The organism is Acinetobacter sp. IK31 (assembly GCF_035615195.1).
In the GTDB taxonomy this organism is placed as follows: Bacteria; Pseudomonadota; Gammaproteobacteria; order Pseudomonadales; family Moraxellaceae; genus Acinetobacter; species Acinetobacter calcoaceticus_C.
Genome location: NZ_JANBOB010000033.1, coordinates 224016 through 248750, shown reverse-complemented (window position 1 = coordinate 248750; position 24735 = coordinate 224016). Strand labels below are relative to the sequence as shown.

27 protein-coding genes and 2 pseudogenes are annotated in these 24735 nt (G+C 37.2%); 28 read left to right on the top strand and 1 reads right to left on the bottom strand.

What is annotated here, in order from left to right:
- Positions 1–88: 88 nt before the first annotated feature.
- A pseudogene (locus tag MSG66_RS17965) lies at positions 89–268 on the top strand (hypothetical protein); the annotation flags it as partial.
- 78 nt (positions 269–346) lie between these two features.
- Here the strand turns inward: MSG66_RS17965 and MSG66_RS17960 are convergent.
- Positions 347–763, bottom strand: coding sequence for a hypothetical protein (locus tag MSG66_RS17960; RefSeq protein ID WP_133973127.1), 417 nt, complete (start codon positions 761–763; stop codon positions 347–349).
- Positions 764–1024: 261 nt separating this feature from the next.
- On the opposite strand from MSG66_RS17960, the gene MSG66_RS17955 reads away from it, so the two are divergent.
- The 27 genes and pseudogenes from MSG66_RS17955 to MSG66_RS17825 all read left to right on the top strand — a co-directional run bounded on the left by MSG66_RS17955 (position 1025) and on the right by MSG66_RS17825 (position 24710).
- Positions 1025–1681: a phage antirepressor KilAC domain-containing protein gene (locus MSG66_RS17955; RefSeq protein WP_324654809.1), complete on the top strand. Its 657-nt coding sequence runs from the start codon at positions 1025–1027 to the stop codon at positions 1679–1681.
- A 264-nt stretch (positions 1682–1945) separates the two neighbouring features.
- Positions 1946–2533, top strand: a pseudogene (locus tag MSG66_RS17950) (hypothetical protein); the annotation flags it as partial.
- A gap of 125 nt (positions 2534–2658) precedes the next feature.
- Complete coding sequence (locus MSG66_RS17945) at positions 2659–2877, top strand: hypothetical protein (RefSeq protein WP_324654808.1); 219 nt, start codon at positions 2659–2661, stop codon at positions 2875–2877.
- 74 nt (positions 2878–2951) lie between these two features.
- Positions 2952–3089, top strand: a complete 138-nt coding sequence (locus MSG66_RS17940) for a hypothetical protein (protein ID WP_171459062.1) — start codon at positions 2952–2954, stop codon at positions 3087–3089.
- Positions 3090–3204: 115 nt separating this feature from the next.
- On the top strand, positions 3205–3561 hold the full coding sequence (locus tag MSG66_RS17935) for a hypothetical protein (RefSeq protein ID WP_133973135.1): 357 nt from the start codon (positions 3205–3207) through the stop codon (positions 3559–3561).
- Entirely contained in the window at positions 3561–3899 is a 339-nt protein-coding gene (locus MSG66_RS17930; RefSeq protein WP_133973137.1) for a hypothetical protein, read from the top strand. Before MSG66_RS17935 ends, MSG66_RS17930 begins: the two co-directional genes overlap by 1 nt.
- The gene (locus MSG66_RS17925; RefSeq protein ID WP_133973139.1) at positions 3880–5325 is read left to right on the top strand and encodes a hypothetical protein; all 1446 of its coding nucleotides are present in this window, start codon (positions 3880–3882) and stop codon (positions 5323–5325) included. Before MSG66_RS17930 ends, MSG66_RS17925 begins: the two co-directional genes overlap by 20 nt.
- The gene (locus tag MSG66_RS17920; RefSeq protein WP_192835728.1) at positions 5313–5927 is read left to right on the top strand and encodes a hypothetical protein; all 615 of its coding nucleotides are present in this window, start codon (positions 5313–5315) and stop codon (positions 5925–5927) included. Before MSG66_RS17925 ends, MSG66_RS17920 begins: the two co-directional genes overlap by 13 nt.
- A 186-nt stretch (positions 5928–6113) precedes the next feature.
- A complete protein-coding gene (locus MSG66_RS17915) occupies positions 6114–10187 on the top strand; it encodes an RHS repeat-associated core domain-containing protein (RefSeq protein ID WP_324654807.1) in 4074 nt (1357 codons plus the stop codon).
- 5 nt (positions 10188–10192) lie between these two features.
- The gene (locus MSG66_RS17910) at positions 10193–10516 is read left to right on the top strand and encodes a hypothetical protein (protein WP_087400758.1); all 324 of its coding nucleotides are present in this window, start codon (positions 10193–10195) and stop codon (positions 10514–10516) included.
- An 83-nt stretch (positions 10517–10599) separates the two neighbouring features.
- On the top strand, positions 10600–11058 hold the full coding sequence (locus MSG66_RS17905; RefSeq protein ID WP_133973145.1) for a hypothetical protein: 459 nt from the start codon (positions 10600–10602) through the stop codon (positions 11056–11058).
- An 11-nt stretch (positions 11059–11069) separates the two neighbouring features.
- A complete protein-coding gene (locus MSG66_RS17900) occupies positions 11070–11297 on the top strand; it encodes a hypothetical protein (protein WP_133973147.1) in 228 nt (75 codons plus the stop codon).
- Positions 11298–11368: 71 nt separating this feature from the next.
- Positions 11369–12274, top strand: coding sequence for a hypothetical protein (locus MSG66_RS17895; RefSeq protein ID WP_133973149.1), 906 nt, complete (start codon positions 11369–11371; stop codon positions 12272–12274).
- A 2-nt stretch (positions 12275–12276) separates the two neighbouring features.
- Positions 12277–13080, top strand: a complete 804-nt coding sequence (locus tag MSG66_RS17890) for a hypothetical protein (protein ID WP_133973151.1) — start codon at positions 12277–12279, stop codon at positions 13078–13080.
- On the top strand, positions 13073–13273 hold the full coding sequence (locus MSG66_RS17885; RefSeq protein ID WP_013197572.1) for a TraR/DksA C4-type zinc finger protein: 201 nt from the start codon (positions 13073–13075) through the stop codon (positions 13271–13273). The genes MSG66_RS17890 and MSG66_RS17885 overlap by 8 nt, the downstream gene beginning before the upstream one ends.
- Positions 13274–13284: 11 nt before the next feature.
- A complete protein-coding gene (locus tag MSG66_RS17880; RefSeq protein WP_013197573.1) occupies positions 13285–13797 on the top strand; it encodes a hypothetical protein in 513 nt (170 codons plus the stop codon).
- A gap of 19 nt (positions 13798–13816) precedes the next feature.
- A complete protein-coding gene (locus MSG66_RS17875) occupies positions 13817–15823 on the top strand; it encodes a terminase (RefSeq protein WP_324654806.1) in 2007 nt (668 codons plus the stop codon).
- Between the two features lie 51 nt (positions 15824–15874).
- Positions 15875–17413: a phage tail protein gene (locus MSG66_RS17870; RefSeq protein ID WP_324654805.1), complete on the top strand. Its 1539-nt coding sequence runs from the start codon at positions 15875–15877 to the stop codon at positions 17411–17413.
- Between the two features lie 14 nt (positions 17414–17427).
- Positions 17428–17706 carry a hypothetical protein gene (locus MSG66_RS17865; protein ID WP_324654804.1) on the top strand — a complete coding sequence of 93 codons (279 nt, stop codon included), beginning with the start codon at positions 17428–17430 and terminating at the stop codon, positions 17704–17706.
- Between the two features lies 1 nt (position 17707).
- On the top strand, positions 17708–18838 hold the full coding sequence (locus MSG66_RS17860; RefSeq protein WP_133973158.1) for a hypothetical protein: 1131 nt from the start codon (positions 17708–17710) through the stop codon (positions 18836–18838).
- Positions 18828–19373, top strand: coding sequence for a hypothetical protein (locus MSG66_RS17855; protein WP_133973160.1), 546 nt, complete (start codon positions 18828–18830; stop codon positions 19371–19373). Before MSG66_RS17860 ends, MSG66_RS17855 begins: the two co-directional genes overlap by 11 nt.
- The gene (locus tag MSG66_RS17850) at positions 19373–19675 is read left to right on the top strand and encodes a hypothetical protein (RefSeq protein ID WP_133973162.1); all 303 of its coding nucleotides are present in this window, start codon (positions 19373–19375) and stop codon (positions 19673–19675) included. Before MSG66_RS17855 ends, MSG66_RS17850 begins: the two co-directional genes overlap by 1 nt.
- 154 nt (positions 19676–19829) lie before the next feature.
- Positions 19830–21608 carry a hypothetical protein gene (locus MSG66_RS17845; protein WP_133973164.1) on the top strand — a complete coding sequence of 593 codons (1779 nt, stop codon included), beginning with the start codon at positions 19830–19832 and terminating at the stop codon, positions 21606–21608.
- A 64-nt stretch (positions 21609–21672) separates the two neighbouring features.
- The gene (locus MSG66_RS17840) at positions 21673–22224 is read left to right on the top strand and encodes a hypothetical protein (protein WP_133973166.1); all 552 of its coding nucleotides are present in this window, start codon (positions 21673–21675) and stop codon (positions 22222–22224) included.
- 4 nt (positions 22225–22228) lie between these two features.
- Positions 22229–22516 (top strand): hypothetical protein, encoded by a 288-nt coding sequence (locus MSG66_RS17835; protein ID WP_133973168.1) that lies wholly within the window; start codon positions 22229–22231, stop codon positions 22514–22516.
- Between the two features lie 119 nt (positions 22517–22635).
- On the top strand, positions 22636–23931 hold the full coding sequence (locus tag MSG66_RS17830) for a hypothetical protein (protein ID WP_324654803.1): 1296 nt from the start codon (positions 22636–22638) through the stop codon (positions 23929–23931).
- 17 nt (positions 23932–23948) lie between these two features.
- Positions 23949–24710 (top strand): hypothetical protein, encoded by a 762-nt coding sequence (locus MSG66_RS17825; RefSeq protein ID WP_133973172.1) that lies wholly within the window; start codon positions 23949–23951, stop codon positions 24708–24710.
- Positions 24711–24735 lie beyond the last annotated feature (25 nt).

The window sequence follows — 24735 nt, the reverse complement described above, 5'->3', positions numbered from 1 at the left end:
TCAAATATCTGTAATCTTTTTTTTAAAGGTTACACCCTAAAAGCCTTGTGCTATAAGGCAGTAATCTCAGTAATCTCAGTAATCTCATGGACCTAAAAACTTTTGGGTTTCGATTCAGGAAAACGGCGCTGTTTCTGCTCAGCAATATTCATTACATCACACACCTGTAAATGTAGTACAACTACGTGAAAATTTTAATGAGTTATGGGAGTTTTTACATAAGGATGAAGTACTTGAGTTAGGTAAAAACGCTTTCCCTATGAACTGATGAGGGTATATCATTAAATTAAGACGTTCCTAATTGAACTCCCCTTATAAGAAAGCCAGCTAAAACAGCTGGCTTTTTTCATTTCACAAAATATTGTATAGCCTTGGACAGATTTTTAATTATTATTTCTCTTTCATAACGAAAATCTAAAGATTTAGGAATTTGTACATTTAAAACTTTCTGTTGAGCCAGAGTTAGTGGAATTTTGTCATTTTTATTACTAACAAGAGAGTTATCAATATCAATCAAAATGTTAAGTTCGTCAGTACGTTGAATATTCAACCATTGGATTTGAACTTTCATTTGAGGAAAAGTAGCATTGAAGAAGGGTTTAAATTTTTTTGTAGAAATTGATATCTTTTGACCCTTATGCTTGCGAACAATTAACTCATTTGTATTACATAGTAGAGTGTCTTCATAAACTAAGTCTTCGCCAAATTGTTGAATCTTATTTGGATCAAGATGAATCTCATGACCTTCATAATTTAAATACATTTATAAATTCCATATTAATAATTCATTGAAGTTTCAGCCATTCTGTGTGGCCTATCACTTACTTGTATCATTTATTCGGATGAATTGTGTAGTTAAATTTTAAGAAAATGCAATCCTTTGAAAATTGGATGGAACCACTCACAATTCAATCAATTCAACATTCCTATTCTAGCTTCACAGGCTAGACCGTACATCGAAAGGGAAATGATTATCTACCGTCCATTTTCTTGCCTGTCATTTTTGACGGTTAGGTAGATAGAAATGAATGCAGTAGTTAAATTTCAAACAGACACTATGACGAGCTTAGAATTATTAAAAATAATTAATGAGGCTCGAATTAATTATGGTGAAGCTTCTATCAGAGCAAATGATTTTCATAAACGTGTTGAAGATGAATTAGATGATGAAGACTACGAAACTTTCGTAGTTCAAAATATAAACAAAACAACTACTACTGCTTTTAAATTAAATGAAGATCAATGCACTTTAGTAGCAATGCGAGAATCAAAAGCTGTAAGAAAAAGTGTTTTATTGAAGTTAAAAGCTAAACAGCAAGCCTTTAGAATCCCTCAAACTTATGCGGAGGCTTTAGCATTAGCTGCTGAACAAGCAAAACAACTTGAAGAGGCCGCTCCTAAGGTACGACACTACGATACGGTAGTAGAACGGACAACTTTATTAACTGCTACACAGGTGGGACAGAAAGTTAAGTTTTCAGCAGTAAAGCTAAACAAAATACTGGAAGAGCTAGATGTCTATAACAAAACATTAAAGCGTGGAAAGGCTTTTAAGCAATGGTTTGTTGATTCAGGATATGGAATCATGCGTCAAACAGATAATGGTTTTTCACAACCCATGTTTACAACAAAAGGGGAAGCATGGGTTGTCGAAAAGCTAATTTGCGAGGGAGTTTGCTAATATCTTATAAGATACGGAATACTTAATAAAATTCATCTAAAGTGTGAAAAAGTTTCATGAATACTGTCTTGTTATTGTCATATATTTAAAATACATTTGTAGAGTATTTTATACATTCTAATAATTTGCTTTAAGCAATGCATCATAATAAATTCCTGAAATACAAAAAAACCATTCGCAAGAGTGGGTTTTTTAATGGAACTCACAACATTTTAGTAGTTAATGTAATAGCAAAATTACCTCAATTATTTGAGGTTTTTATCCATGGGCAGTCTAAATCTTGCAGCTGTAACGGCGACAACTCCATACATTAAAAAGATCCAATCATCTTTAGAAAAAGCAACGGGACAAACTATCCTTACTCCTGAAATTTGTAAGGTTAAACGTGTTGCTGGTGTTAGTGTCTTACCCGTTACTTTTTTCTTTTCTGGTGGTGCAACACTCACAATTTTTATCCGTGCGGTTGCCGATGTTACAAAGGCAGAAATTAACGATAAAGTCGTCGTATTGTCTGGTGATTTCAGTGATGACTATAAGCCTACTTTTGATAATGCTGTAAATGGTGTGGCAAAGCTTATTCGTGAAGCACAATCAAAGATTCAAGACCAAAACAAACGCGAAAAAGTGCGTCTACCTCCACGCCGTACTTCAGTAGATCAAAAGGCTAAAGAAGTTCAAGAACAAGAGCAAAAGCTTGATGAAGATTTAGCAAAACAAACGGCGCAACGGGATCAACTTTTGGAAAAAATTGAACTAGCCAAACAGCAGCTTGGTATTAGTTCTAATACGGAGGTTGGTCAATCCGAATTGGGAAAGTCGATTAGTGAAATCGTATCCATTTCAAGTGATATCAACTACAGAGGATGAAGTCTTGTTTAAAAATTCCACTTCATTTAAAGTATTAAAACACAGCAAATTCAACTCCAAATGAATCTATTGAAAAGGTCATACTTGGTTCTACTTAGAGGAGGATGATAATGAATAAAGTAATGTTAAATATGCCTCTTGAGTTACAGGCGAAACGTGCAAAAGAAGCTGGTTTAACATTGCAAGAATGGCAAAAAGCAATGGAAATTAAATTAGCGAAAATGCATCGCAGTGCTGTTAAATCAATGAGACCGACAGGTAAATTTGTTTCAGTTTCTCGTACTGATGCTGAGCGTTTCCAAAGAAAAATGGATTCAGCAATTGCATAGAATGCTTAAGAGTTTATGATTAAAAGGTTGCATAATTGCAGCCTTTTTTATTTAAAATTGAAAGGATTTATTGAATGAAAAATACTAAAAGTGGTTTGAATAAAAATAAGAAGAACGAAATACCTTTAGTTCGAATTCTTACTACTAAAGAAATCGAATCATTGCGTCAAAACAAACGTGATGCTTATGCCCAAATGATGAAAATGAATTAATAGTTATATTTTTAAAAAGACTGCCTAATAGCGGTCTTTTTTGTTTTGGAACTCACTAAACATCGATCATTCTTAAACAATTACCCTTATAAAAATGCTAATAAAGGGTAGTGCAATGCAAATTCAGATCGGTATCGATATTGTCTTAATTCTTGCGTTTTTTACTTATCTCTACGTTGTAACCGGATGGAATAGTAAAAATAAAGCAACATCTATAAAACAATTACGCCAATTGCCTATTAGTCTTCTATTTAAAGAAATCAGATTGATGTACTTCATATGCATGGCATGCGTATTGATCACCATTCTTTTGGTTGATTGGCGAATCTATAACGTTGCTAATTATTTTGATGCATTAAGCGTTTCACTTTGGATATTTATTATCTATTTCTCAATTTTTTCAACTTATCAGATTGGCACGGCAATTCTAGTGAAGCTTTTGACGATTTTTTGCAATAGGTCGTCTTCTTAATGATCACTGCTAAAACAATCTTAGATATGGTCGGTTATTGGCTTAATCACCCCGTCAATGGAAAATATGGTTCGGATTTTGGTGCACCTATTTATGAGCTCCTAATGACACCACTCGACGCGAGAGTTGCTGATAGTTTCATTAATAAGATGAAGAAAGACATACCTATTTTATCTGAGCTTAATTCTGATCAATTAGCACTTTACTCAGAAACAGAAGGTTTTGAGACTGTCCATATTTATTTAAACATCATGAATGTGAATATTGACCTAAACCAAGTAGCAGAACGACTAAGTAAACCAGTAACAGGTGAAACATATGACATTAATGCAAGCTGATTTTGAAGCCCAGCTCCAAGCAGCGATAGATGATTATGAGATTCAGGAACGTTACAAAGCTCAAGATCCACTAGTCGTTCACCAGCTGCGTTCTATGGCTAGTTTTTTAACTGCATTTGGCCCAGAAATCGATATCGCATCAATTGAGCCATTCACTAAGACACGTGACCGTTCCATTATTGCAGATGCAACTAATAAAGGCATTTTACCAATAGGGACGCCGTGCCAGCATTACATGGAAATCATTAATCGATCTACAAATCCTATTAGCTTTAGCCAAGGTAGAATGATTGAGGATCATAGCGGCGGTAGAGTGTGGCGATTACTTCAATCAATTACAGTTAAAGCTGGTGAAACTGCAGAAGTAATTGCAGAGCAAAGCGAATACCGTGAAATCAAATACGTTATTCCAGTAACTGAAGGTTTTCATAAATATCGATTAGATCTTTTAGAGGACCTTTCATTTGCAAATATTTCTATTAAGCAGGGCAATAATAACTTTGTAATTAAGCCACGCTGGATGAATGTTGAACCTGGTGAATATGCTGTTACGGTCACTACAGATAATCTTAGAAGATTATTTATTGAATTCGGTGATTCTGAGAGAGCAGGTCGGACAGTACAAGCAAATAAAACAATAACTTTTGGGATACTTGAAACTTATGGTGAGGTTGATGCCAATCGTTTGAAAGATGCAGCTTTACTTGATGTTCTTACTAATGATGAGCAGCGTGTATCAGTGCGTTTTAAAGTCGGTGGATTGGTGAGACAAGGTGTTGATCCATTATCTGTTTCTGAATTACGTTTATTATCAAGCTATCCTTCACTTTATGACGATGACGCCGTATTTCTGGGGAACTTTGACTATGCGGTCCGTAAAAAGTTTATGAAACGGGCTCAGTTTATTTCTGTCTGGAATGAAACACTTCAAGAGCAACATTTTGCGATTACTTACCGCGACATTAATCATTTAAATCTTGTAGTTGTTGCTAAAAACCCAGATGAGCAAACGACCTTAGAGCAAGATATCTGCAGTTATATTGGTTATTGCGATAACTTGTATAAAGACAAGGTAAATGTACATGACGTAGTAGAAAAGCCATTACCAATAACAATCACGGGCACATTAGCCTCAGTACATAATACTGATATGGTTAAAACCCAAATTATCGAATTAATAGTTCAGCGCTATGGCCGTGAATCGCTTAGCTCAAGCAGGTGGTTAGTGAATGGTTTTAATAGTCAAGAAATGGCAAAGCTTATTAATGACAATATCGTAGCTTTTCAAGACCGGATGAGTGATTTCTCAATCAAACTTTCAAATGAGATTAATAAACCTAATGAATGGGTTTACGTCACTAAAGACAGTATTACAGTAAATATGGAGCGTACAGCTGATATTTCGGGGGCAACATGGACCCTATAAACTTTACACGACCTATTGACGAACACTATGTAAATACTGGCTTAGAGACGGCACTCTCAAAAGCATTTAAGAAAGTATTTGCACAAAACTTTGAACAGTCTCTACAAGACTTGCTCGATTATGGTTGCCCTCACATCGGTAGTAAAACAGTTATAGAACGGTTCTCAAAACAAAATGGACTTGTTGTTTTAAGACGTAATAACACTTCTGACACGTTGATGAGAATTATCTACTCCAATTGGAGCAGTATGGGTAATAAAAGGGGAATAGCCTTTTTAGAGTTCATTTTGAGAATGTTGTGGGGAAAGGACCATTTTCAGATTATCCGGTTATGGCATAGCTTGGAAAAGCTAAAAGAATATCCAATTTATTTATCTGATGTAGAAAAGCCAAATTACTTCTTAACTAGTCGCATTAGAATTGTTTTAGATAAAACAGTTGATGCAAATGAAGTGGTGGAGCTGTCACCTATATTACGGCGTTTAGTACCAGCCAATATTGTTGTTAAAGTTCACTCGATGGCATTTGATAGGGATTTAGGTGCTTCAAGTTTTGCAGCAGCAATAGTAGCAAAGCCATTTGAGATTTATAACTTAATTTAAATCAATAGGTTGTATAACCGTTCTTTTTACTATGCTGGGAATTTATCAGATTATTCTCTGAGATAACCAGCATCAGTTGAAACCTCTAAATGCAATTGATTCCTATTTATTATTGATAATAATATTCATTTGTAATAAAGTTTATAGTTTATGTAGCACTTTTAAAAATATAAAGGTTATAAAAACATGCATTTGAAAAAAAATATTTCGATATTAGTAACTACAAGTATCGTGAGTAGTTCTGTATTAGCTGTAGATCCGATATATGTTGGCACATTACCGCCTTTAACATTCTACGGTACGCCAGATCCTGTATTAGACATAAACCAGATAAATTCAACCTCACAAATCTTTTATCAAGACATGCATAGGGGCATTCATCCTATTTATAATTCGAATCAAACAGCTAGTGTATTCAAGAGTGGAGATAACAGTGATTGTCAAACGCCTAATCCTGTAAGAATTAATAGTGGGGAAAAACTGCATGAAGAAGTTGCTTTTACAACTAATTGGGAAATGCCTTTAAATTATTCTAGAATCTATTATTCACAAGATAAAAAGAATGAGATAGTAAGTGATTTAGGTTTTACCCTAGACAGTACAAGTTTTGGAAAACGATGGGCTGATAATTATGATGTACAGTTAAGAGATAAGGCAATTTATGCTTATCAAAATAAAGTACAGTTTATTAGGCAACTACCCGATGGTGCATTTTCACCTATTTCTGAAGCAAGAGATTATAGTCAAATATCTAATCCATATACTTTACCGAATGGAGATATAGAAACATATACAATAGAAGTTTTTAATAATAGTCCACGCCTGCATCATGGAAACATAAAGAGTAGAAAAAATTTACATGGGATTGGTTGGGAGCAAACAACTGACTCAGCGACACGGATAACTACAATTACCCATACGAATGGCAAAACTATTAAAATAAAACCCGCAGGTAATTCTACAACTGAGGTAACGGATCCTGCTGGAAATGTTTATACTTTCAAATGGAATGGTACACGGCTTGTCGAACTAATTTACCCAAATAATTTAGGGAAAAAAACATATCATTATGGAGAGAATGGAGCTGGTGCGGATCTTCTTACAGGTATTTCTATTGATGGTAAACGTTATTCGACTTATCTCTACGATGGTGAAAGAACAATACAAAGTGGCCGCAGTGATGGAACTCAAACTTTTAAATTAGAGTATGGCAATAATTATACTATTGTAACTAATCCTTTAGGTGCTGTTTCTAAGTATATTTATACAAATGATAATAAAGATAAGTTGACTAAAATCGAACGTAGTGGTGTAAATAATTGTCCAAATAGTAATGCTGTAACTAAATACGATAATAATGGGTATGTTAGTTCTGAAATCGATTGGAATGGAATTGAAACTACTTATCGACGTGATGCAAATGGGCTGTTGATAGAAAAAAGTACACCTGCGAGTAAATCAGTTACCAAATACACTTGGCTTAACTCACCCTATTTAATTAGTAAAGTCGAAAATCTAAAGAATAATATCGTGACATCTGACATCACGTATTCATATTATTCTTCAACTGATACTGCTAAAAATCGTATTAAAAGTATTAAATCTTGTAGTAAAGTTGGAACAACTACCTGTAAAACAATTGGTTATGGTTATACATTCCATAGCAATGGTATGCTTAAAGATGTAGCAATAAATACTAATGAAAAAACATCAACTTATACTTATGATGCTATAGGGAATCTTATTCAATATAAAAACCCTTTAGGTCATATTACAACTTATTCTAATTATGATGGTTTGGGTAATGTCGGTAAAATTACTGATCCAAATGGGTTTGTAATTGAGTTTAGCTATGATGCACGTGGACGTGTCATAAATAAAAAAGAAACTCTAGCCAGTGATCAAATTCGTACAACCACCTATCAATATGGAGCTTTTGGAATTACGCAAACTGAAACTAACGGTATGCGTGAGACGATTAATTATAATGATAACGGTACAGTTGCGAGTATAACAAACGGGACAGGTAACACGATCTTAAGTGGACAATATTTTACTTATTCTAAATTAGGAAAATTATTACGTGTAGATTATAAGGAAGGTTCTAATATTCGCTTTAGTCAGATAAAAGAACATAATCAACTTGGATGGACGACAGCAAATAAAGGGAATAACGCGCAAAAAATCACTTATGAATATGATGGAAATGGAAATATCATCAAAGAAACTGACTCTTTTGGAAAAATCACTACATATGCCTATGATGCGAATAACTATTTAAGTGAAGTGAAACGACCAGATGGTTCAACTACCCAAACAATCTATGATGCCAATGGTAATTTGACTTCCATAAAAGATGGTAAAGGTAATACTACAAGTTATACCTATGATGGCTTTGGAAACTTATTATCATCTCAAAGCCCAGACAAAGGATTAACAAAATTTAGTTATAATGTCGATGGAAACGTAATTCAGCTGACACGTGCCAATAATATAGTTACCACATATACTTACGATGTATTAGGACGTCAAACTAAAGCGCAGACTGGTACTCAAGTGCATGCATGGGTATATGATAATTGTACAAATGGTAAAGGCCGTTTGTGTGGAACATCGGATGGTACAAGCTCTTCAGGATATGGATACAATAAAGCTGGACAAATGATTGTTCAGACCAGAGTGATAAACGGTACAAATTATCAAACACATTGGTCCTATGATAACTATGGACGTTTAAGCAGTGAAAGTTTTGCAAATGATAGTTATAAAATATCATATGGCTATGACACTTTGAGCAGAATCAATACAGTTAAAGTTCGAGTACAAGGTGCTGATAAAGATGTAGTTAAAAATATTACATATGAACCTTATGGTGATATTAAAAGTTGGACATACGGGAATGGTTTAACACGTACAACTAGTTTTGATAAGGATTATAGAATTACTGGTATTAATACAGAGGCCATTCAAAAGTTAAGTCATAGCTATAATACAAATAACTTGATTAGCAATGTTGATAATAGTCTAGAAGTAAATCGATCGGCTACTTATACTTATGATGCTATAGGGCAACTTACTAAATCAGCTTCTACACAATATACAGAAAGTTGGACTTTTGATAAAAATTCAAATCGAAGCACTCGAGTAGGTAATACTAACCTAACAACAAATTATCAAACTAATATTGGAAATAGATTAGCCAGTACGACAACAACTGAAGCAAAAAGCTTTAGCTATGATGTGCTTGGAAATTTAATTAAAAAAACTGGTCATGGAGGGATTGTAGATTACAGCTATGATGGCTTTAATCGCCTAAAAACTGTGAAAGCTGGAAGCAACAGTACAAGTTATGATTATGATGTATTTAATTTGCGAACTAGGAAAACTGGTGGAGCTGGCAACGTAAATTATATTTACTCCCCAGATGGCAGATTATTAGGTGAATCAAATACTTCAGATACTAATATCAGTACAGCTTATGTTTGGTTGTATGGACAGGTAATTGGTGTGGTCCGCAACAATACATTAAATTTTGTACATAATGATCATTTAGGAAGACCTGAAGTTTTAACTAATGCCTCTAAGACTATTGTATGGAAATCTCAAAATAACAGTTATGACAGCAATGTGATTCAAAGCAGTATTGGACAATTTAACATTGGTTTACCAGGTCAATATTATGATGTGGAATCTGGGCTTTGGTACAACTGGAATAGATATTTTGATGGAACTGTAGGTCGTTATACGCAACCTGACCCAATTGGATTAGCTGGTGGAGTAAATACTTATACGTATGTTGGGAATAATCCTGTGAATTTTATTGACCCCTATGGTTTATGGTCATTAAGTATTGAAGGTTATTATGGTGTAGGTGGTGGTGCTTCAATTAGTTATAACAATGGGACATTAGAAGTTACTGGTAAACTTGGTGTCGGGCTTGGTGCAGGGGTTGGTCTTGACCCTAATGGCAAACCTTCGAAACATGCACTGGATTGTGGTTCAGGTGCTATCGCAAGAACTAATTCAAAACTAGAAATGGGGGCGGGAATTGGACCAATAGAAGCTACACTTTTCGGAGTTTCAGGATATACAGGGAATGGACTTGTACAATCAGAAAAAGGTGGTGATTTTCAATTTAACAAACCTCAATTAGTTATACCTGGTGTTACTGTCGATCCTTCGAAAAAGTTTTCATGGCGTATAGGGGGAAGTGTGGGCGGCAATGTTTCTGCAGAATTCGGTCATTATTCTAATTGGTAATTATCATGAAAAAATTTATAATTTTTGCTGTAATAGGTTTATTAATTGCCCTTTTAGTTGAGCCAGTACTAGATAAAGCAATGAAAAGTGATGAAGACACTAAATACATTGAAAAAATACTTTCTGATGACTCTAAATTAAAGAAGGATTACGGAGAGGTTGAAAGCTATAGTATTGTTTCTAAAGGTAGGTTTTCTGGTTCGCCTAGTTTACCTGCCCATAACCATTATAAAATCCGTATTCAGACAAAAAATAATAGCCAAGTTATATTTCTTAATATATTTAAGGATGAATCAGGGAAATTATTAAAGTATGAATACTCTGATTAATAATTATATTTTGGAACTGTTGAGTTAGCGCTCAAAGACAAAATGATTTCATAGTCCTGTACATAAGTTCAGGACTTTTTTATATGCAACAAGATCAAATTACTGTTTTAGTAGGAATTGCTGAAGGAATTAATAAGAATGATGAAAACCTCTTGGTTGATCACTTCTTAGGGTATGCAAACCGAGAATTAGAACCACAAGAAATTGATAATGTAGTTAAAGGGGAAATGGTTGAAGGCATCACAGCCTACAAGCAAGGGCACTACTATAAGATTTCATCTAATAATGAAAAGCAAAATGCCAATGACTTTGAAATTAGCATTCACTTCCAAGATGGCCCAATCTCAGAACATGGTATTAATGGGGCGACCAGTGAAGCGTTATTACAAATCCTAATCCACCGTACAAAGACTTTGGATGAAAATTTCCCAAGTGAGTTCAACAAACAAGCGATTGCTTATATGGAAAGTGCGTTGAACGAATTTAATAAGCGAACATCCGAGCGCCGTGCTCGTGGTGTTGAAGGCACACTTGTTAAGTAATTGGGTGAAGTATGCGATTAAGTATTTTTTGTCGAAAGCGTGGTTGTTCTCAATTAATTGACTTATCTGAAATGGATTGTATGCAAGTCTCTAAAAGTGATCATAGAGGCAGCATGGTTTATGAGAGCTTTTATGATGTTTTTATCTCTCTTAAAAGTGGATACATCTTTGATGCAACCCTAGAAGATAAACAACATGACAAGCTACTGGAAATGATTAAGTTTGATCAAAAGATATGATCTGGAACTGATTAAAATTCGATAGCTAATGAACTGAAACAATAGCCCCAAACAGCATTGGGGCTATTTTTATGGCTAGCAGAAATAGAAAGACTAAAGTTCTCTCTTACAACCTACATGATCGATGCCGTAAATATACTGGTGTAGATCGAAGTAATGTCGATGTAGGCGCAATGATTAATTTGATTAATAGTGACCATGTACAAGAGATGGTTTCTACTAATTCATTGCAGGGCTTTTACGGACATCATATTCGACAGCGCTATGGTATGGTGCCGCCTGAAACGGTGATCATAAAAGGTAGAATCGTATATCTTTCACGGGCATTTAAAACAATTGAGTTGCGTGCTTCAAATGATGGAACGGTTGAACACCGAGAAGAGTTTTATGATAACGAACCTGGTGAGATCGCATTACAAGATTATAAAGCTCAAGCGGGTGGCTTTAGTACATCAGTTAATTACAAGAATATCGGTGGTCGTCTCATTCCAACGGGCTTTTTTGGTTTTGACTTTGTTGCACAGCCTAACTATGCAAGTAATGTCGGTGATGGTCAGTTATTTGATGGTTTATTTGTTCCTGAAGAGCCAGAAGGCATTGTTTCTTGTTTTGATAGTGCAACTGATATTTCTCAGTTATCGCCCTCTGAAATTGTTATTGCTCAATTGCTTGAAGACCAAATCTTCCAGACTTACGACAATATCAACAGTCAGATCCACCTTTTAAATGAGTTGGGTAATGCCCAAGGTTTAGTAGGTGAATTATCCGATGAAATGGCGAAACAAAAACGCCGTCAAGAACTAAGAGAAGAACGTAAAAAAGACCTTTATACAGGCATGGTTCATGAAGTTAAAAGCTTTGATTCAGTACAGCAACACGCCGTACAAGTTCTTCAAGGTTTGGACCAACCAAATGTAAAAGAGAAACAGCCGAAGCCGAAAAAGTCTTTTGGCAATATTTTTAGTGTATGGGGGTAAAAATGAATTACCCCAATGATTCACTAAAAAGCATTCAAAATGCTTGGTATAAGCAGCTTGTTAATTTTCGGGCTTGGTATATGCCTGAGACGCAATTAACGGCTGACTGGAAATTAAGAGCCATTGGCGGCGCTATAAAAGCATGTCCGTCACGGATGATGGATGATTCAGAGGCGATGCTTTCTGAATACAGAAAAAGTCAGAAGCATGATGAAGGGTCAAAAGTACTTTTACCCGTAATGCTCACAGCTACAGCTCTTACAGATCAGCCGCCTGATGTTAACCAGTTATTACCAGTCCCTGATTTCATTGAGACAATTATTGATGAAAAGCGGGTTAAGGTTCGACTGGTACCAACAACAGTAAGAGCTCAAATCGCATTCTTTGCCACTAATCCTAATGACTTACGCTCAGTCATTGATCAATTTTGCGCGTATATGTCTAGCAGTGATAACCGCCGTTTCAACGTGCCTTTCCAGCAATGGAATGAGCATGTTGTTAATTCAAATTTCACCGCTTTTGAAAATGAGCTTTTTCCATCCCCAGTCCCTAGTGAAGCAATCAACCTTTCTATCTCAACTGTAGATATTCAGCTAGTCGGTTATACGCCAAATGTCATTGGTTTTGGAGGTCCTTTTGACCAAAACACGGGAAATGGCTATGAACCTGACGGATCAGCGGTGGAACAGCCCGCAATTAACGACAAGGTCGTAGTTCAAGCTGACCAATACACGCCACTCGATCACCAGCGCGTGAAGGGTGACATTGAGACAGGTGAAATTACAGTTGAGCGTATAGATGACTGACTTAATCGATAAAGCACAAGAAAGTGCTGAATATTTACTACAGCAAGAAATTGCGAACCGGTGCCGTTTTGAAGGTGAATCTGAAAAAGAATGCCTTGAGTGTGGTGAAGAAATCCCTGAGCGACGTAGAGCTCTTGGTGGCGTGAAGTTCTGTATTGAATGCCAGACCAAGTTAGAACGAAAACGGCGTTAGGGGAAAATGCTATGTCTAAAATTATTCGTATAGACAGCCGTGTTGCCGGTTTCTCAGATCAACCGATTCGTTTAATTGGAGCTGTTTTTGCTGACACTGGCGAGCTAGTGATCCAAAAGACTGAAGTTTATTCAAATTTACCTGTACCAATTAAATTAAGAGATCAAACGGTTGTAGTGACTGACTCCCCAGATCAGGTACAAAACTGGCAATTAAGTTTCAATGCCAAAGAGCACTTAGAAGAAGTGATTTCAATTTACCAAGCTCGTTTCAGAGCAAAGTTAATTGAAATTGAGCCGAAGCTTAACCAGTACAACCCAAAAAACGTACTTGAAATCCGTAAAGTCGATAAAAACGGTCTTCAGCAAGAGTTTGATAGCAGCAGTTTAAACAACGGGCACATTGCAATCCTTTTAGCGGTTTGGGCAAGTACAAAAATTGCTAAAGGTTATTCGATTACTGAGGGGAACCAGTTTGAAGAAGATGCAGTAGATCAAACCATGCTTCCTTTTTCATTCTTTTAATTGATGGTGTTTTTACGGTATGGCTTTAGCACCATTGAAAGAAATCCCTGAATGGTGGGAACTTTGTGAACGTTATCGATACGACATCTATGCTTTCGCCGTAGAAGCTTTAGGTGTCGAACCGACATGGCAACAAGAATTACTTTTTGAATCAATAGCCTTTGATGGTAGCCGTACCTCCGTTGCTTCGGGCCATGGCTGTTTTGGTAAAGGCACATTAATCAAATTAGCCAATGGGAAATTTATACCTGTTGAGCGTATTAATCTAAATCATAAGATCCTTGCTGCAGATGGCAAAACAGAGCTGGACGTAATAAAAACAGTAACCGGTTATCAGGAAATGTTCCGGTTTGAATATGAGAATGGTAAGGCTCATACCTTTAATAAATCTCATATCCTTTGTTTAATCTCTTTATACGATGGTAACGGCTGGTCAAAGGGCGACAAGATTGAATTGCTTGTTTCCCAGTACATGAATCTTAAGCCAGAAAATAGAGAACAGTTTGCATCCTATCGGCTTGAAGATGGGGAAATTAAGCCTTTAAAAATCTCATTGGTAACTGGGCTTGGTGAAGGCAAATATTACGGCTTTGTACTTGATCCAGATCCATTCTTTTTAGGTGAAGATGATTTAGTCCTTCATAACACTGGTAAAACTGCCAGTGCGGGTATTGTTGCCCTGTGGCATCTCTTGTTTTTTGATGAATCAATCATGATGTTTACTGCCCCGCAAATCGGGCAGTTAAAAAAACAAGTTTGGAAAGAAATCAGTATCAATCTAGCGCGATTGAAACAAGGGCCTTTGGCATGGCTCGCTGATTATGTTGGGTATCAGTCAGAACTGGTTTATATCAAGGGATATAAAGAAAAGTGGTATGTCTTTGCTAAGACTGCACCAAAGCATCAGCCAACTAACCTCGCTGGTAACCACGGCGATAACTATATGGTGTGGGTCGATGAGGCCAGCGGTGTAGATGATGCTGTACTTGATGTGGCGTTTGGTGCTTTAACGCATGAAGATAACCGCGCTGTAATGACTTCTCAGCCTACCCGTAACGCGGGTATGTTCTATGAGACTCATCACAAGCTAAGTCATCGGGCTGGTGGGGTATGGATTGCTTTAACTTTTAACGGGGAGGAATCACCCCTTGTAAGTAAGCAATCTCTAGAAGAACAACGGCAAAAATATGGTAGCCGTGACGATGCACAATACAAAATTCGTGTACTTGGTGAATTTCCTGATTTATCCGATGAGTTCTTAATAACCAAGCGTCAGACAGAAGAAATGTATGTTGGCGCAAGTATTTTTGATGACCATCAATTCGGCTATATTATTACCGTGGACGTGGGTGGTGGTGTAGGTCGAGATGACTCAGTTATTGTAATTAGTAAGGTTTGGGGGGAGGCTCAATGGGGAGAACGAGCTCGTCGTGTAGAAGTGGTAGATATTCCGCTGTGTAAAAACCGAGACGATATTCTTGAACTATTCGCAAAAATTAATGAATTACTTTTACAGTATCCAAATGCAAACTTAGTTGTAGATGATAACGGTGCTGGTAAAGGCTTAGGCCAATACTTGAAAAAACAAGGCATTTTCTATGTGCCTGTATACTGGGGTTCACAGTGCTTTAGTAACGATAACCGCAAAGAGTTTACAAATAAGCGTTCCTTAGCCTACGTTGGATTTGCTCGAGCAGTCGCAAGTGGCCGCTTTAAAATGAAAACGAAAAAGCACCATGTAAAAATTAAAGATCAATTGATCCACATTCCTTACCGCTTTGATGACTTTGCTAGATATAAAATTTTGAGTAAGGATGAAATGAGGCGTATGGGTATTAAATCGCCCGATTTAGGTGATGCTTTTGCTTTCCTATTCTTAGAAAACGTTCATTACACAGAAGCATATGAAACTGTAAATGTAACGGATGATACGCCAGAAGGCCGAGAACAAGCGGATCGTAAGTCTAGATTTGCAGCATTAAGGCAAGCTGCAGAAAATGATCAAGCTAATGGAACTGACCCCTAAAATAACCTTGAGCCATAACTACCATAGTTAAATAAATCGTATGGGTGGGTTATGGCTATTAACTTCTTTTTAACTGATGTTGGTCGGAATGCTTTAAATAAAGTTGGAGATGTCGCTAGTTTCGGTGGGGAATTGACACATCTTGCTGTTGGTACCAGCAAATTTGATGCATCAAAAGAGGCAAAAACTTTAACTTCACTTAAAAATGAGTTAGCTAGATTTTCTTTAAGTGGCGGAGATGTAGATTCAGAAACGGGCACTTTACGTTTTGTGATGAGTATTGAACCTACTCTAACAATGGAAGTATTTGAGTTAGGGATTTATCTATCAGATGGTACTTTACTTGCGGTTGCTTCAACGACTACAGCTGAATCAATCATGTCGTTACATGCAAACGTTGTTGCAATACTGACATTTGGATTTGTTTTAACTGATGTTAATCTAGATAAAGTAACAATTAAGATTGATCCCAATACTCCAATTGCTGTCATGTTGATGAACCAGCATAGCGCTGATGAAGATCCACACCCGCAATACGGCGCATTAACTCGTAAGCTTATGACCGAACATAATGCACACGAAGATCCACACCCACAATATGCATTTAAGAAGGACGTGAAGACCAAGGATGATGATTTACAAGATCAGATCGATGGTTTAGATACTTCATCTAAAAATTTAGTAATACAGCTAATAGATTTAAAAAAATATTTAGATTCTCAATATCCAAAACTAATTGGTGCAGGTGTCAATGTTGGGAAGACCGCAATTATCGATTTAGGTGGAAAAGTAACGGATTTACGTGACTCAAAATATGCTATTCAACTTACACCAGAAAGTTCTCATGAGGGATGGTCAATCACTCGGGCTGAAAAATCGTTCTCTTATGAAGTTTGGAATCGTTCAGGTCAAAATCGAATTGACTATTCAGGTGCCGTTAGCTGGTCCGTTCTTCAGGTAGCAGCAGAAACACTAAATGATGGTAACGGCGATTACACTGTACCAGGCGTTTATATTATTCCAATTCAGCCTAAAGAGCTAAAAGAGTTCATTCTAGTTGGCGCTGGTGGAGCTGGGGGCGGCAGTGTATGGGAATTAGGAGTTTTGGCCCACGGAACACATGGTACTGATACACGCTTACGTTTAAATGAGCTTGATTTGGCTGTTGTCGGTGGTGGGAAAGGCGGGACAAGCGGCCAATGGTCAAATGGTAGTGCGTTCTCTAACGGTGCAGGTGGTTTAGCTAGTGCAATTACGGTTACTTCAAGCATTACGGAAATTTCTAGAAAACTCGGTAATGCTGGTACAGCTGCAAATCAGTTGAACCATAAAGGCGGTGCTTCTGTAAGTACAGTTTCAAACTGGGGTGCGGGTGGCGATGGTGCAAATGGTGTTGGTGATGATGGCTGGGCACTTGGCGGTGGTGGTGCAAGCGGTGGTTTACTCATTTGTAGATATTCCAATACATCCGAAAAAACGCAGTACATGACTCTAGTTGTTGGCGAAGCTGGGCATATAACAGAAAGTAATGGTAATAGCGGTAAAACGGGTATTGGCGGCTTTGCCCGTGTAAGTACTGTTTCAGCATAAGCAGGTGAAACAGTATGAGAAATGATTATCGAAATGCTATTAGAGACCTAATTCACCGAAATCTTCAACGAAACAATATTCAGAATCTGATTGTTTGGGAAATCAAAGAGGATGAATCACAAGATCCATCACTCTTAAGCTACAAAGTTTATGGTTCACGAAATCAAATTGATGCGGTTCTTGTGGCTTGTGGAGCCAATGGTATTTGGGAAAAGTTACCACTTCAAAAGGTAGCATTTCCAAGGCTTGCAGATTTATTAAAACTTCAAAAAGAATATTTGCAGGATAATTAATATGTCAGAGTTCAAGCCAGATGATTTCCGCCGTGCTCAGCTTCAATTAAATCAGTCTTTGCAAAACGGTGCAGTACGTAGAGATCAACAGAGTCGTCAAAAAGCGGACAGGGACCAAAGGGCGTTTGCTGAAAAAGAAATTGAATATGATGATTGGGGACGAAAGATCCCTAAACCTATGTTCTTGCGGCCACATGACATTTCGCAAGGTGAAAAATACGATGTTGAACGGGTTCTTTTTACAACCTTAGGTCAGCAAAATGGAGAAGTGCCAAGGCGTATCACCCGTGATGATATCTTGGCATTTCAAGAAAACATTCAACTTTTAAAAGATCAATATAGTAAAGGTATTACCCCTCAAAACATCATTAATTTAAGCCGACAAGATGATATTGATCGGGCAAATGAGCAAATCCATTTGGCGGTACCAGTAAGTAGAAAAGCAGGTTTAGTGCATTTACTCACTAATGCCGGTCCAAAAAGTAAAGTCTTAAATCACCACGTTGAAATTGAGTTCTCAAACTTTAAATCAGTTGTTTTTGATATTGATAAACAAGCCTCAAGTACTGTTAAAAACCGTTTGGCTAAAGGGAAAATCAAATTCCAATGTGATTGTGAGCGACATACGTTTTGGTATCGATACATGGCAACTATTGGTGGTTATAACCTAGGTCGAGATGAAGGAGGTTTCCCGAAAATACGTAACCCTCACTTGTCTGGTGTGGCTTGTAAGCATGTTTTGCGTGTTGTTAAGTGGATAGGTTCACCATCAGGCATTGCATATCTTAAAAAAGAAGTAGAGAAAGACCGCCAGAAACAAGTTGGTGCTCGATATAAGCAAACTGATAAGCAAATTCAGAATTCGATTAATGAACAAGTAAAAGATTTGATGAATGGTTCTACGAAACCAATCAAAGCAAATATTCAAAAAGCTGAAAATGAAATGATGCGTAGAGCAGATAAAGTTGCGAAAAAGCTCTTAGAACGCGAATTAAAAACCCTCAAACGTTTTGAGATTGAAACGGTAAGAGCAAGTCAAATTGAAAGAATTCAAGCCTTGCATAAGTCAGGTGCTATTGATCAGGACATGTTAAATGTCTTCATGAAAGGTTTAGGTAAAAATGCTAAATAGATCAGTAAATCAAGTTGCTAATGGTCGCCGTTTAGCAGCGAGACGTGTTGTTATGAATGCATTAGCAAGTATTCCAGCACAAGTTTGGCGTAAAGAAGTGATTTTCAATAATCCAGCTGAAGATTCAAAACCAATAGATCCTTTATCTTTTGAAGCAAACACACTATCGATTCAAGACGAGCCTAACTACAAGTATGAATATAAAGGCGCTGCTTATGTTCATTTCGATAAATTTAATGGTGGCTATATTCAAAAGAACTTCTCTATGAATAACCCCTCGGATTTGGTGCTAACTGCTCAAGTAGAGCCATTTAATGATGAGTTGGACGATGTATTGGAAAGGATAATCAACATTCCCGACATGATCCTAAAAGAAGGGGATCTTTTAGGGTTAATGATTTATGAAAATTTAATGTTGTGGTTTGAAATCGTAAATATCACTGGTTTTAGCCTCATGGCAGATTTTGGCAGTAAGTATGTTTTAAACCGTAGAGATGATTTGTTTATTGCACCTATGGGTGATGGAGAGAGTTAATGAGTTATTTAGTTTTTAATGAAAAAGGTAAAAAGGCTGGTGATATTGAAATAGCCGCACAATGTACTTCTGCAATTTTCAATTACCAGGTAATCGGGAACGGGGCAGAAGTAGAATTTTTCGGAAGTAATGTTCCGAATGCTGACCCACAAAATGATTTACATTGGGTGCCAATTATTACATTAACAGCTGCTGCACCGGATACAGAACCGTTTCGTCAACATTGCTGGGATAAGCTCCGTTATAAAGTGAAAACTGGTGATAGTGTGGAAATTTATGTTTCTAGTGGTGTAAGCGGATAGCTATATCAATAAAGGGCTGAGATTGTCCTTTAGCTACATTTTCTTTGTCCTCATTTTTGGGGACTTTTTTATATTTGGAACCGACCAGAATCAAGAAAAAACTCACATGTCAGACTTTGGTTATCTTAAATAGAAAGCCAAAGGCTGGTTTAAAATGACTGTTTTATCAGACGAAGTTCGTAAAAAGTATGATGCGCAACGTATTGCTACAGCTCAGTGCCAAAATTACTATTTTAAAGGTACAGATGAATTTGAAAATGGATTCGATAGTGCTCAAGTAGAATCAGGGGAATACCCAGAAGTTTTAAAAGCTATTTTTGATTCCATTGGTATTGAACATGCACCTGAAGTTGATAAAGCTGTGATGTATGGGGTAGCACAATACCAAACTCGTCATGGTGGGGAATTACCACATCCCTCAATTATCGCAGCTGCATTAACTGCTGGTTTAACCGGTGCTAAACAAGTTACAGCATTACCTGCTGAAGCACTTAGTTACTACGACAGCCTTAATGAATCAGGTTTTGATGATGTTAATCATCAACATCATGAATCTGTAAGTATTGTACCAGCCATTACCGTGGCAACCATTGCCAACGTTATTGCGTATGCAACACCTATTGTTGCAATGATTCCGAACTCTAATGGTTCTAATGAAGTTCCTCTTGTATCAATTCGCTTTGTCACCAATCGTGACTTTGGTGCAATGAAGAAATCAGAATACTTAGATGGTGCGAATGCTTCTAAGCCATATGTAGAAGGGCGTTTCCGTTTTGCCTTGTCGAATGGCGGTGCAGGTGTAACGTACTCGGTAACAGCACGAACTTCTTACGATGACTACAAAGCTAAAACACCCGATGCTAATGCAAAATTATTGCCGTTTCTTGCCGGTAATGTATCAATCAAAATTAACGGTAAAGAAGTCGCACATACCCGTAATCGCACAAAGTCAAAACTAACAGGCAAGATCTCCGCTATTGCAGAAAAAGATGTTGTAATCAATGGTGTTGAATACCGTGTAGTCGGCAGTGAAATTGATATTACAGCTAGTAAAATTAGCGTGACATTAAATCAAGCCTTACCAGCTGGTGCAAAAGTTGAAGTCCATCTAGTTGCAGATTTTGATGCTCGTGATGGCAACAATAACTACTTGATGATTCCGGTCGGTGTAGATTTTGAGCCTGAGTACGAAAATTTGGTGGCATCACCAATTATGGCACAGGTTACTTTATCAACTTTATTGCAATCTCAAGTGAATAATGAGCTTAAGCTTGGTTTTCTGGGACAAGCTTTAGCAATTGTTCAAGGAAAAATTTTCTTGGAACAAACTGTTCGATTGTTAGGTGAAGCTAAAGACTTGGCTGAGTACTCAAAACGTGAAGTTACTTTTGATGCGTCTCGTGGTGTGACTGGTAAATTAGCAGCTGCATTTAATACTACTGCGGATTTGTTTGGCGAAGTAAATAAGTTTATTTCCGCTGCTAAATTGGACATTAACCAGCGTACTGGTGGCTCTACTGTTGCATATGATCTATATGTCGGTGACAGTGGAGCAGTCTTCTTTAATCAGTTGTCGAATGATAAAATGCCGACAAAAACGGGTTATACCGCTGGTTACGGTCAAATTGTTCGCATCGGAACCCTTGCCGATGGTACCAATGTTTATCATGCGCCTTCAGCCCAAGAGCTTGTAGCAGAAGCAGATACTGCTTTTGATATGCTTTTAATTGGTCGAGGAAATGAACCAATTCGAGCGCCGTTTGTAGGCTTCATTCAAACTCCATTATCTGTTATTGAAACACGTCCAGATGCACGTGAATCAGTATTGACCTTAATTGGCTCACAAGCTGCAGAAATGAACCCGTTCGAACGTTATGCAGATCAGGGCTATGTCATCCACTGTATCAATATGCCTTCCCTCAAAAATTCGTAATACATGACCTGAAAGGCGCGTTTCGATGCGCCTTTTTTATTCTAATTCTTGTAAGGAAAAGCTCATGGCTGGAACAACTCAGAGTACCGATGAAACATTAACGTCTACAGATGATCAAGCTACTATCAAACAAAAAAATACCCGAAGTAAAACCAACAAAACTACAGAAACTCAAAATACCCAAGCTGGTGATGAAAAAGCTTCAGATCAAGGAGATTTATTAAATCCCCAAGACCAAGATAACAGCGACTCCAAAGCAGAAAATTCAACACCAGATGAAGTAAAAATCAGTGAAAAGGTCAATAATGAAACCGAATCAAAAGTAAATGAAATGGACAAAGAAGAGGTCAATACAAAGCCTCAAGAAACAAGTTCTTCTACAAACACTCAACTCATTGATGGACCATTAGCAGAAGCAAAGGGCAATAACGTAGATCTTTTAGTTATTAACGTGACTAATAACAGTTTTACAACTGTTCTAGAACCTTTATCACGTGTTGCTCTCGAATCAGGTAAAACTACTAGCATTACGTGCCATAACCAAACATTTAAACATCAGGTCCTTGAAAACTTACGACAATTGAAAGGGCTAGGTAAAAACTTAACAGTTGAGTAATAAGATGACTAGTTTAATTATTGATGGCACAAACCCAATTATGGACGCTGTAGGTGATCTACCAACTCAGCGGGTTATTACTTTGCAGAATAACGGTTTAAATGACATTACAGAACCATTTTCTCAAGTCAAAGTAAAAGCTGGTGAAAAATTTACTTTTACTTTGATTGGTGATGAAGCTTATAAGCAATTACTTGGGAATTTAGATCAAATTAATGGTTTAAAAGGAAGTGTTCTTGAGATTGTACCTTCTGAACCAGAAGTACCAGCGGAACCAGTTGGTGCCTTGTAAAAACAAAGTAATTTTAAAAACCACTTTCGAGTGGTTTTTTTACATTGGAACTAGCTAGGAAACAGTTTATGCCCAGAGCTCAAAATACCTAAAACAAATAGCCTTGGGCGTGTAATGTAATGAATATACTTGCTCTATCGAGTACTGGTGAGCTATCCCTCGTAGCAGGGGCAAGCCCATCACTCAAATTAGAATTTGATACATACAGTTATCTTGCTAATGCTGAAATCAACGTGGCTTTTTTTGCAAAAGTAACTAGCCCACGTGGTCCAGCTGATATCACAATGCGTTTGATAATTAGAGATGCTGTTACTGGTGATCTGATTGTTTCTGTGCAGGGATCAGTAGACGGAGATATTGAAACCTCTACTTCTATTGTGGCCGTAGCTGATGCCAAAGAATATTTAGAGAAATTTGAATTAACGCTAGGCATTGATGCGTTACAAGCAATTCTCAAATCAACTGCATACAACGAAGTTAATAGTTTGGGCAGAGCTTCAAAAACATTGGCTTTAGAGGATGAAGCTTTACCTTCATTTAATGCAGATGAACTATATAAAATTCTCATAAGCCAATTAGATGCTCCAGCATATCTGACATTACCTAATCCCCATGATTTACCAATTTATGTTGCCGCTCAACGAGCAGCAACAAAATTACGTGTTCCATTAGATGCAGAAATTGACCCAACATTTACGGCAGAGCAAGCGGCCCAATTTGCTAAAAGTGTGGATGCCCAATCTCAGTTTGTGCAATTTATATGGAGTCCTAACCTTTGTCGGGCTCGTGATGCAGTCACTCTTAGAGGCCGTAAAGTACCTGCGTATTATTTAGGTCACTATATTGGCGATAAATTATTACGAAATGCCAAGTTGAATAAACAGGGTTTTGCACCTTTGAAAGACGCCGTAGCATGGAAAAGCTATCCATTTACAGCAAAAAACCTTAGCCAGATGCCAGATATAGATCTTGAAGATGAACAAATTCAAGAAATGTTAGCAAAGGCTAAAGTCAATGTAGTCCGTCCTGTGAAATTTGAAACGACTTTATTTGTTTTAAGTGATGTTCTTACTCAGTATCAAAGCAAAAACAGTGCACTACGGTTAATTCCAGCTGCTGAAATTTCTGCTCGTGTTACTAATAAGTGTATTGAGATTCTTAAAACATACATGTTTCAAGCTACGCCAGATTTTATCAAAAAAGCGGGTGATGACATTCAAGCGTTCCTTGAAGGTGCTTCGAGTGAAACGACTGGTTGGTTAAAAAATGCAGAAGAACTTGGTGGCAAGCCTTTTGAATTTTCCTTAGTCCCAGATACGGATTTCCCATATGAGCGGGTCCGCCTTTATTTGGCGCATGGTGTAGTAGGTACTACTCGCGCTGTAATTTTCGATGACGATGTTTTAGTTAAATAATTTAAGGATCTTAAAAGATGAATCCATTTGGCCCAACCACACACAAACCTTTAGAATTACGTAAATTTGATTCAGCAGCTGAGCAAATTTCGATAGTTGCAAATAAGGTATCTAGTACTGACCGAGAGCAACAGTCAGTTATTGAACAAGTACGTCAAATTGCTCTAAACATCCTTTCAGATACGGTGGATGCTATTAGCGAAAATCAGCTTGAAGAAGATGAGATGGGCATTGATTATTTGGATGGATTAATTATTGATGCTTTGGGGGATGCAAGTGATGCTATATATGAAAATGCATTAATGTCTTCTCTTTCCGATGCTTTTTTAACATTTGGTGTGGTAGATACTGATATTGAAGAAATTTTCAGTGAAAATGTCGAAGCAGCAGATGTAGCCTTAGAAGCAGCTGTAAATACCGTGCTCGCTAATATGCCTGACGAAGGACCAGAATTAGAGGAACTGATTCGAGAATTCATTTTCGGTGAAGCTGATGAAACAGAAGAAGGCTTTGATTCGGTTGCCAAGAAAATTAAAGCTCGTAACGGCGCATTTAGCCAGCGAAGCGTTAATGGCCGTAAAGTCCACTATCGCGGTGTTTTAGCTATTCGTCAGGGACAGAGAACCGTTGTTAATAAGCGATTACCAGGCCAAAAGGTACGTTTAACCTCGGCTCAAAAATCTGGTATGAAGAAGGCGCGTTTACATGCTTTTTCCGCAAATGCCATCCGCAAGCGTTTACGATCATTTAATAAAGGTAAACGTTTAGGTATTTATTAATCGCTCAATAGGTAAAGTCATTGAT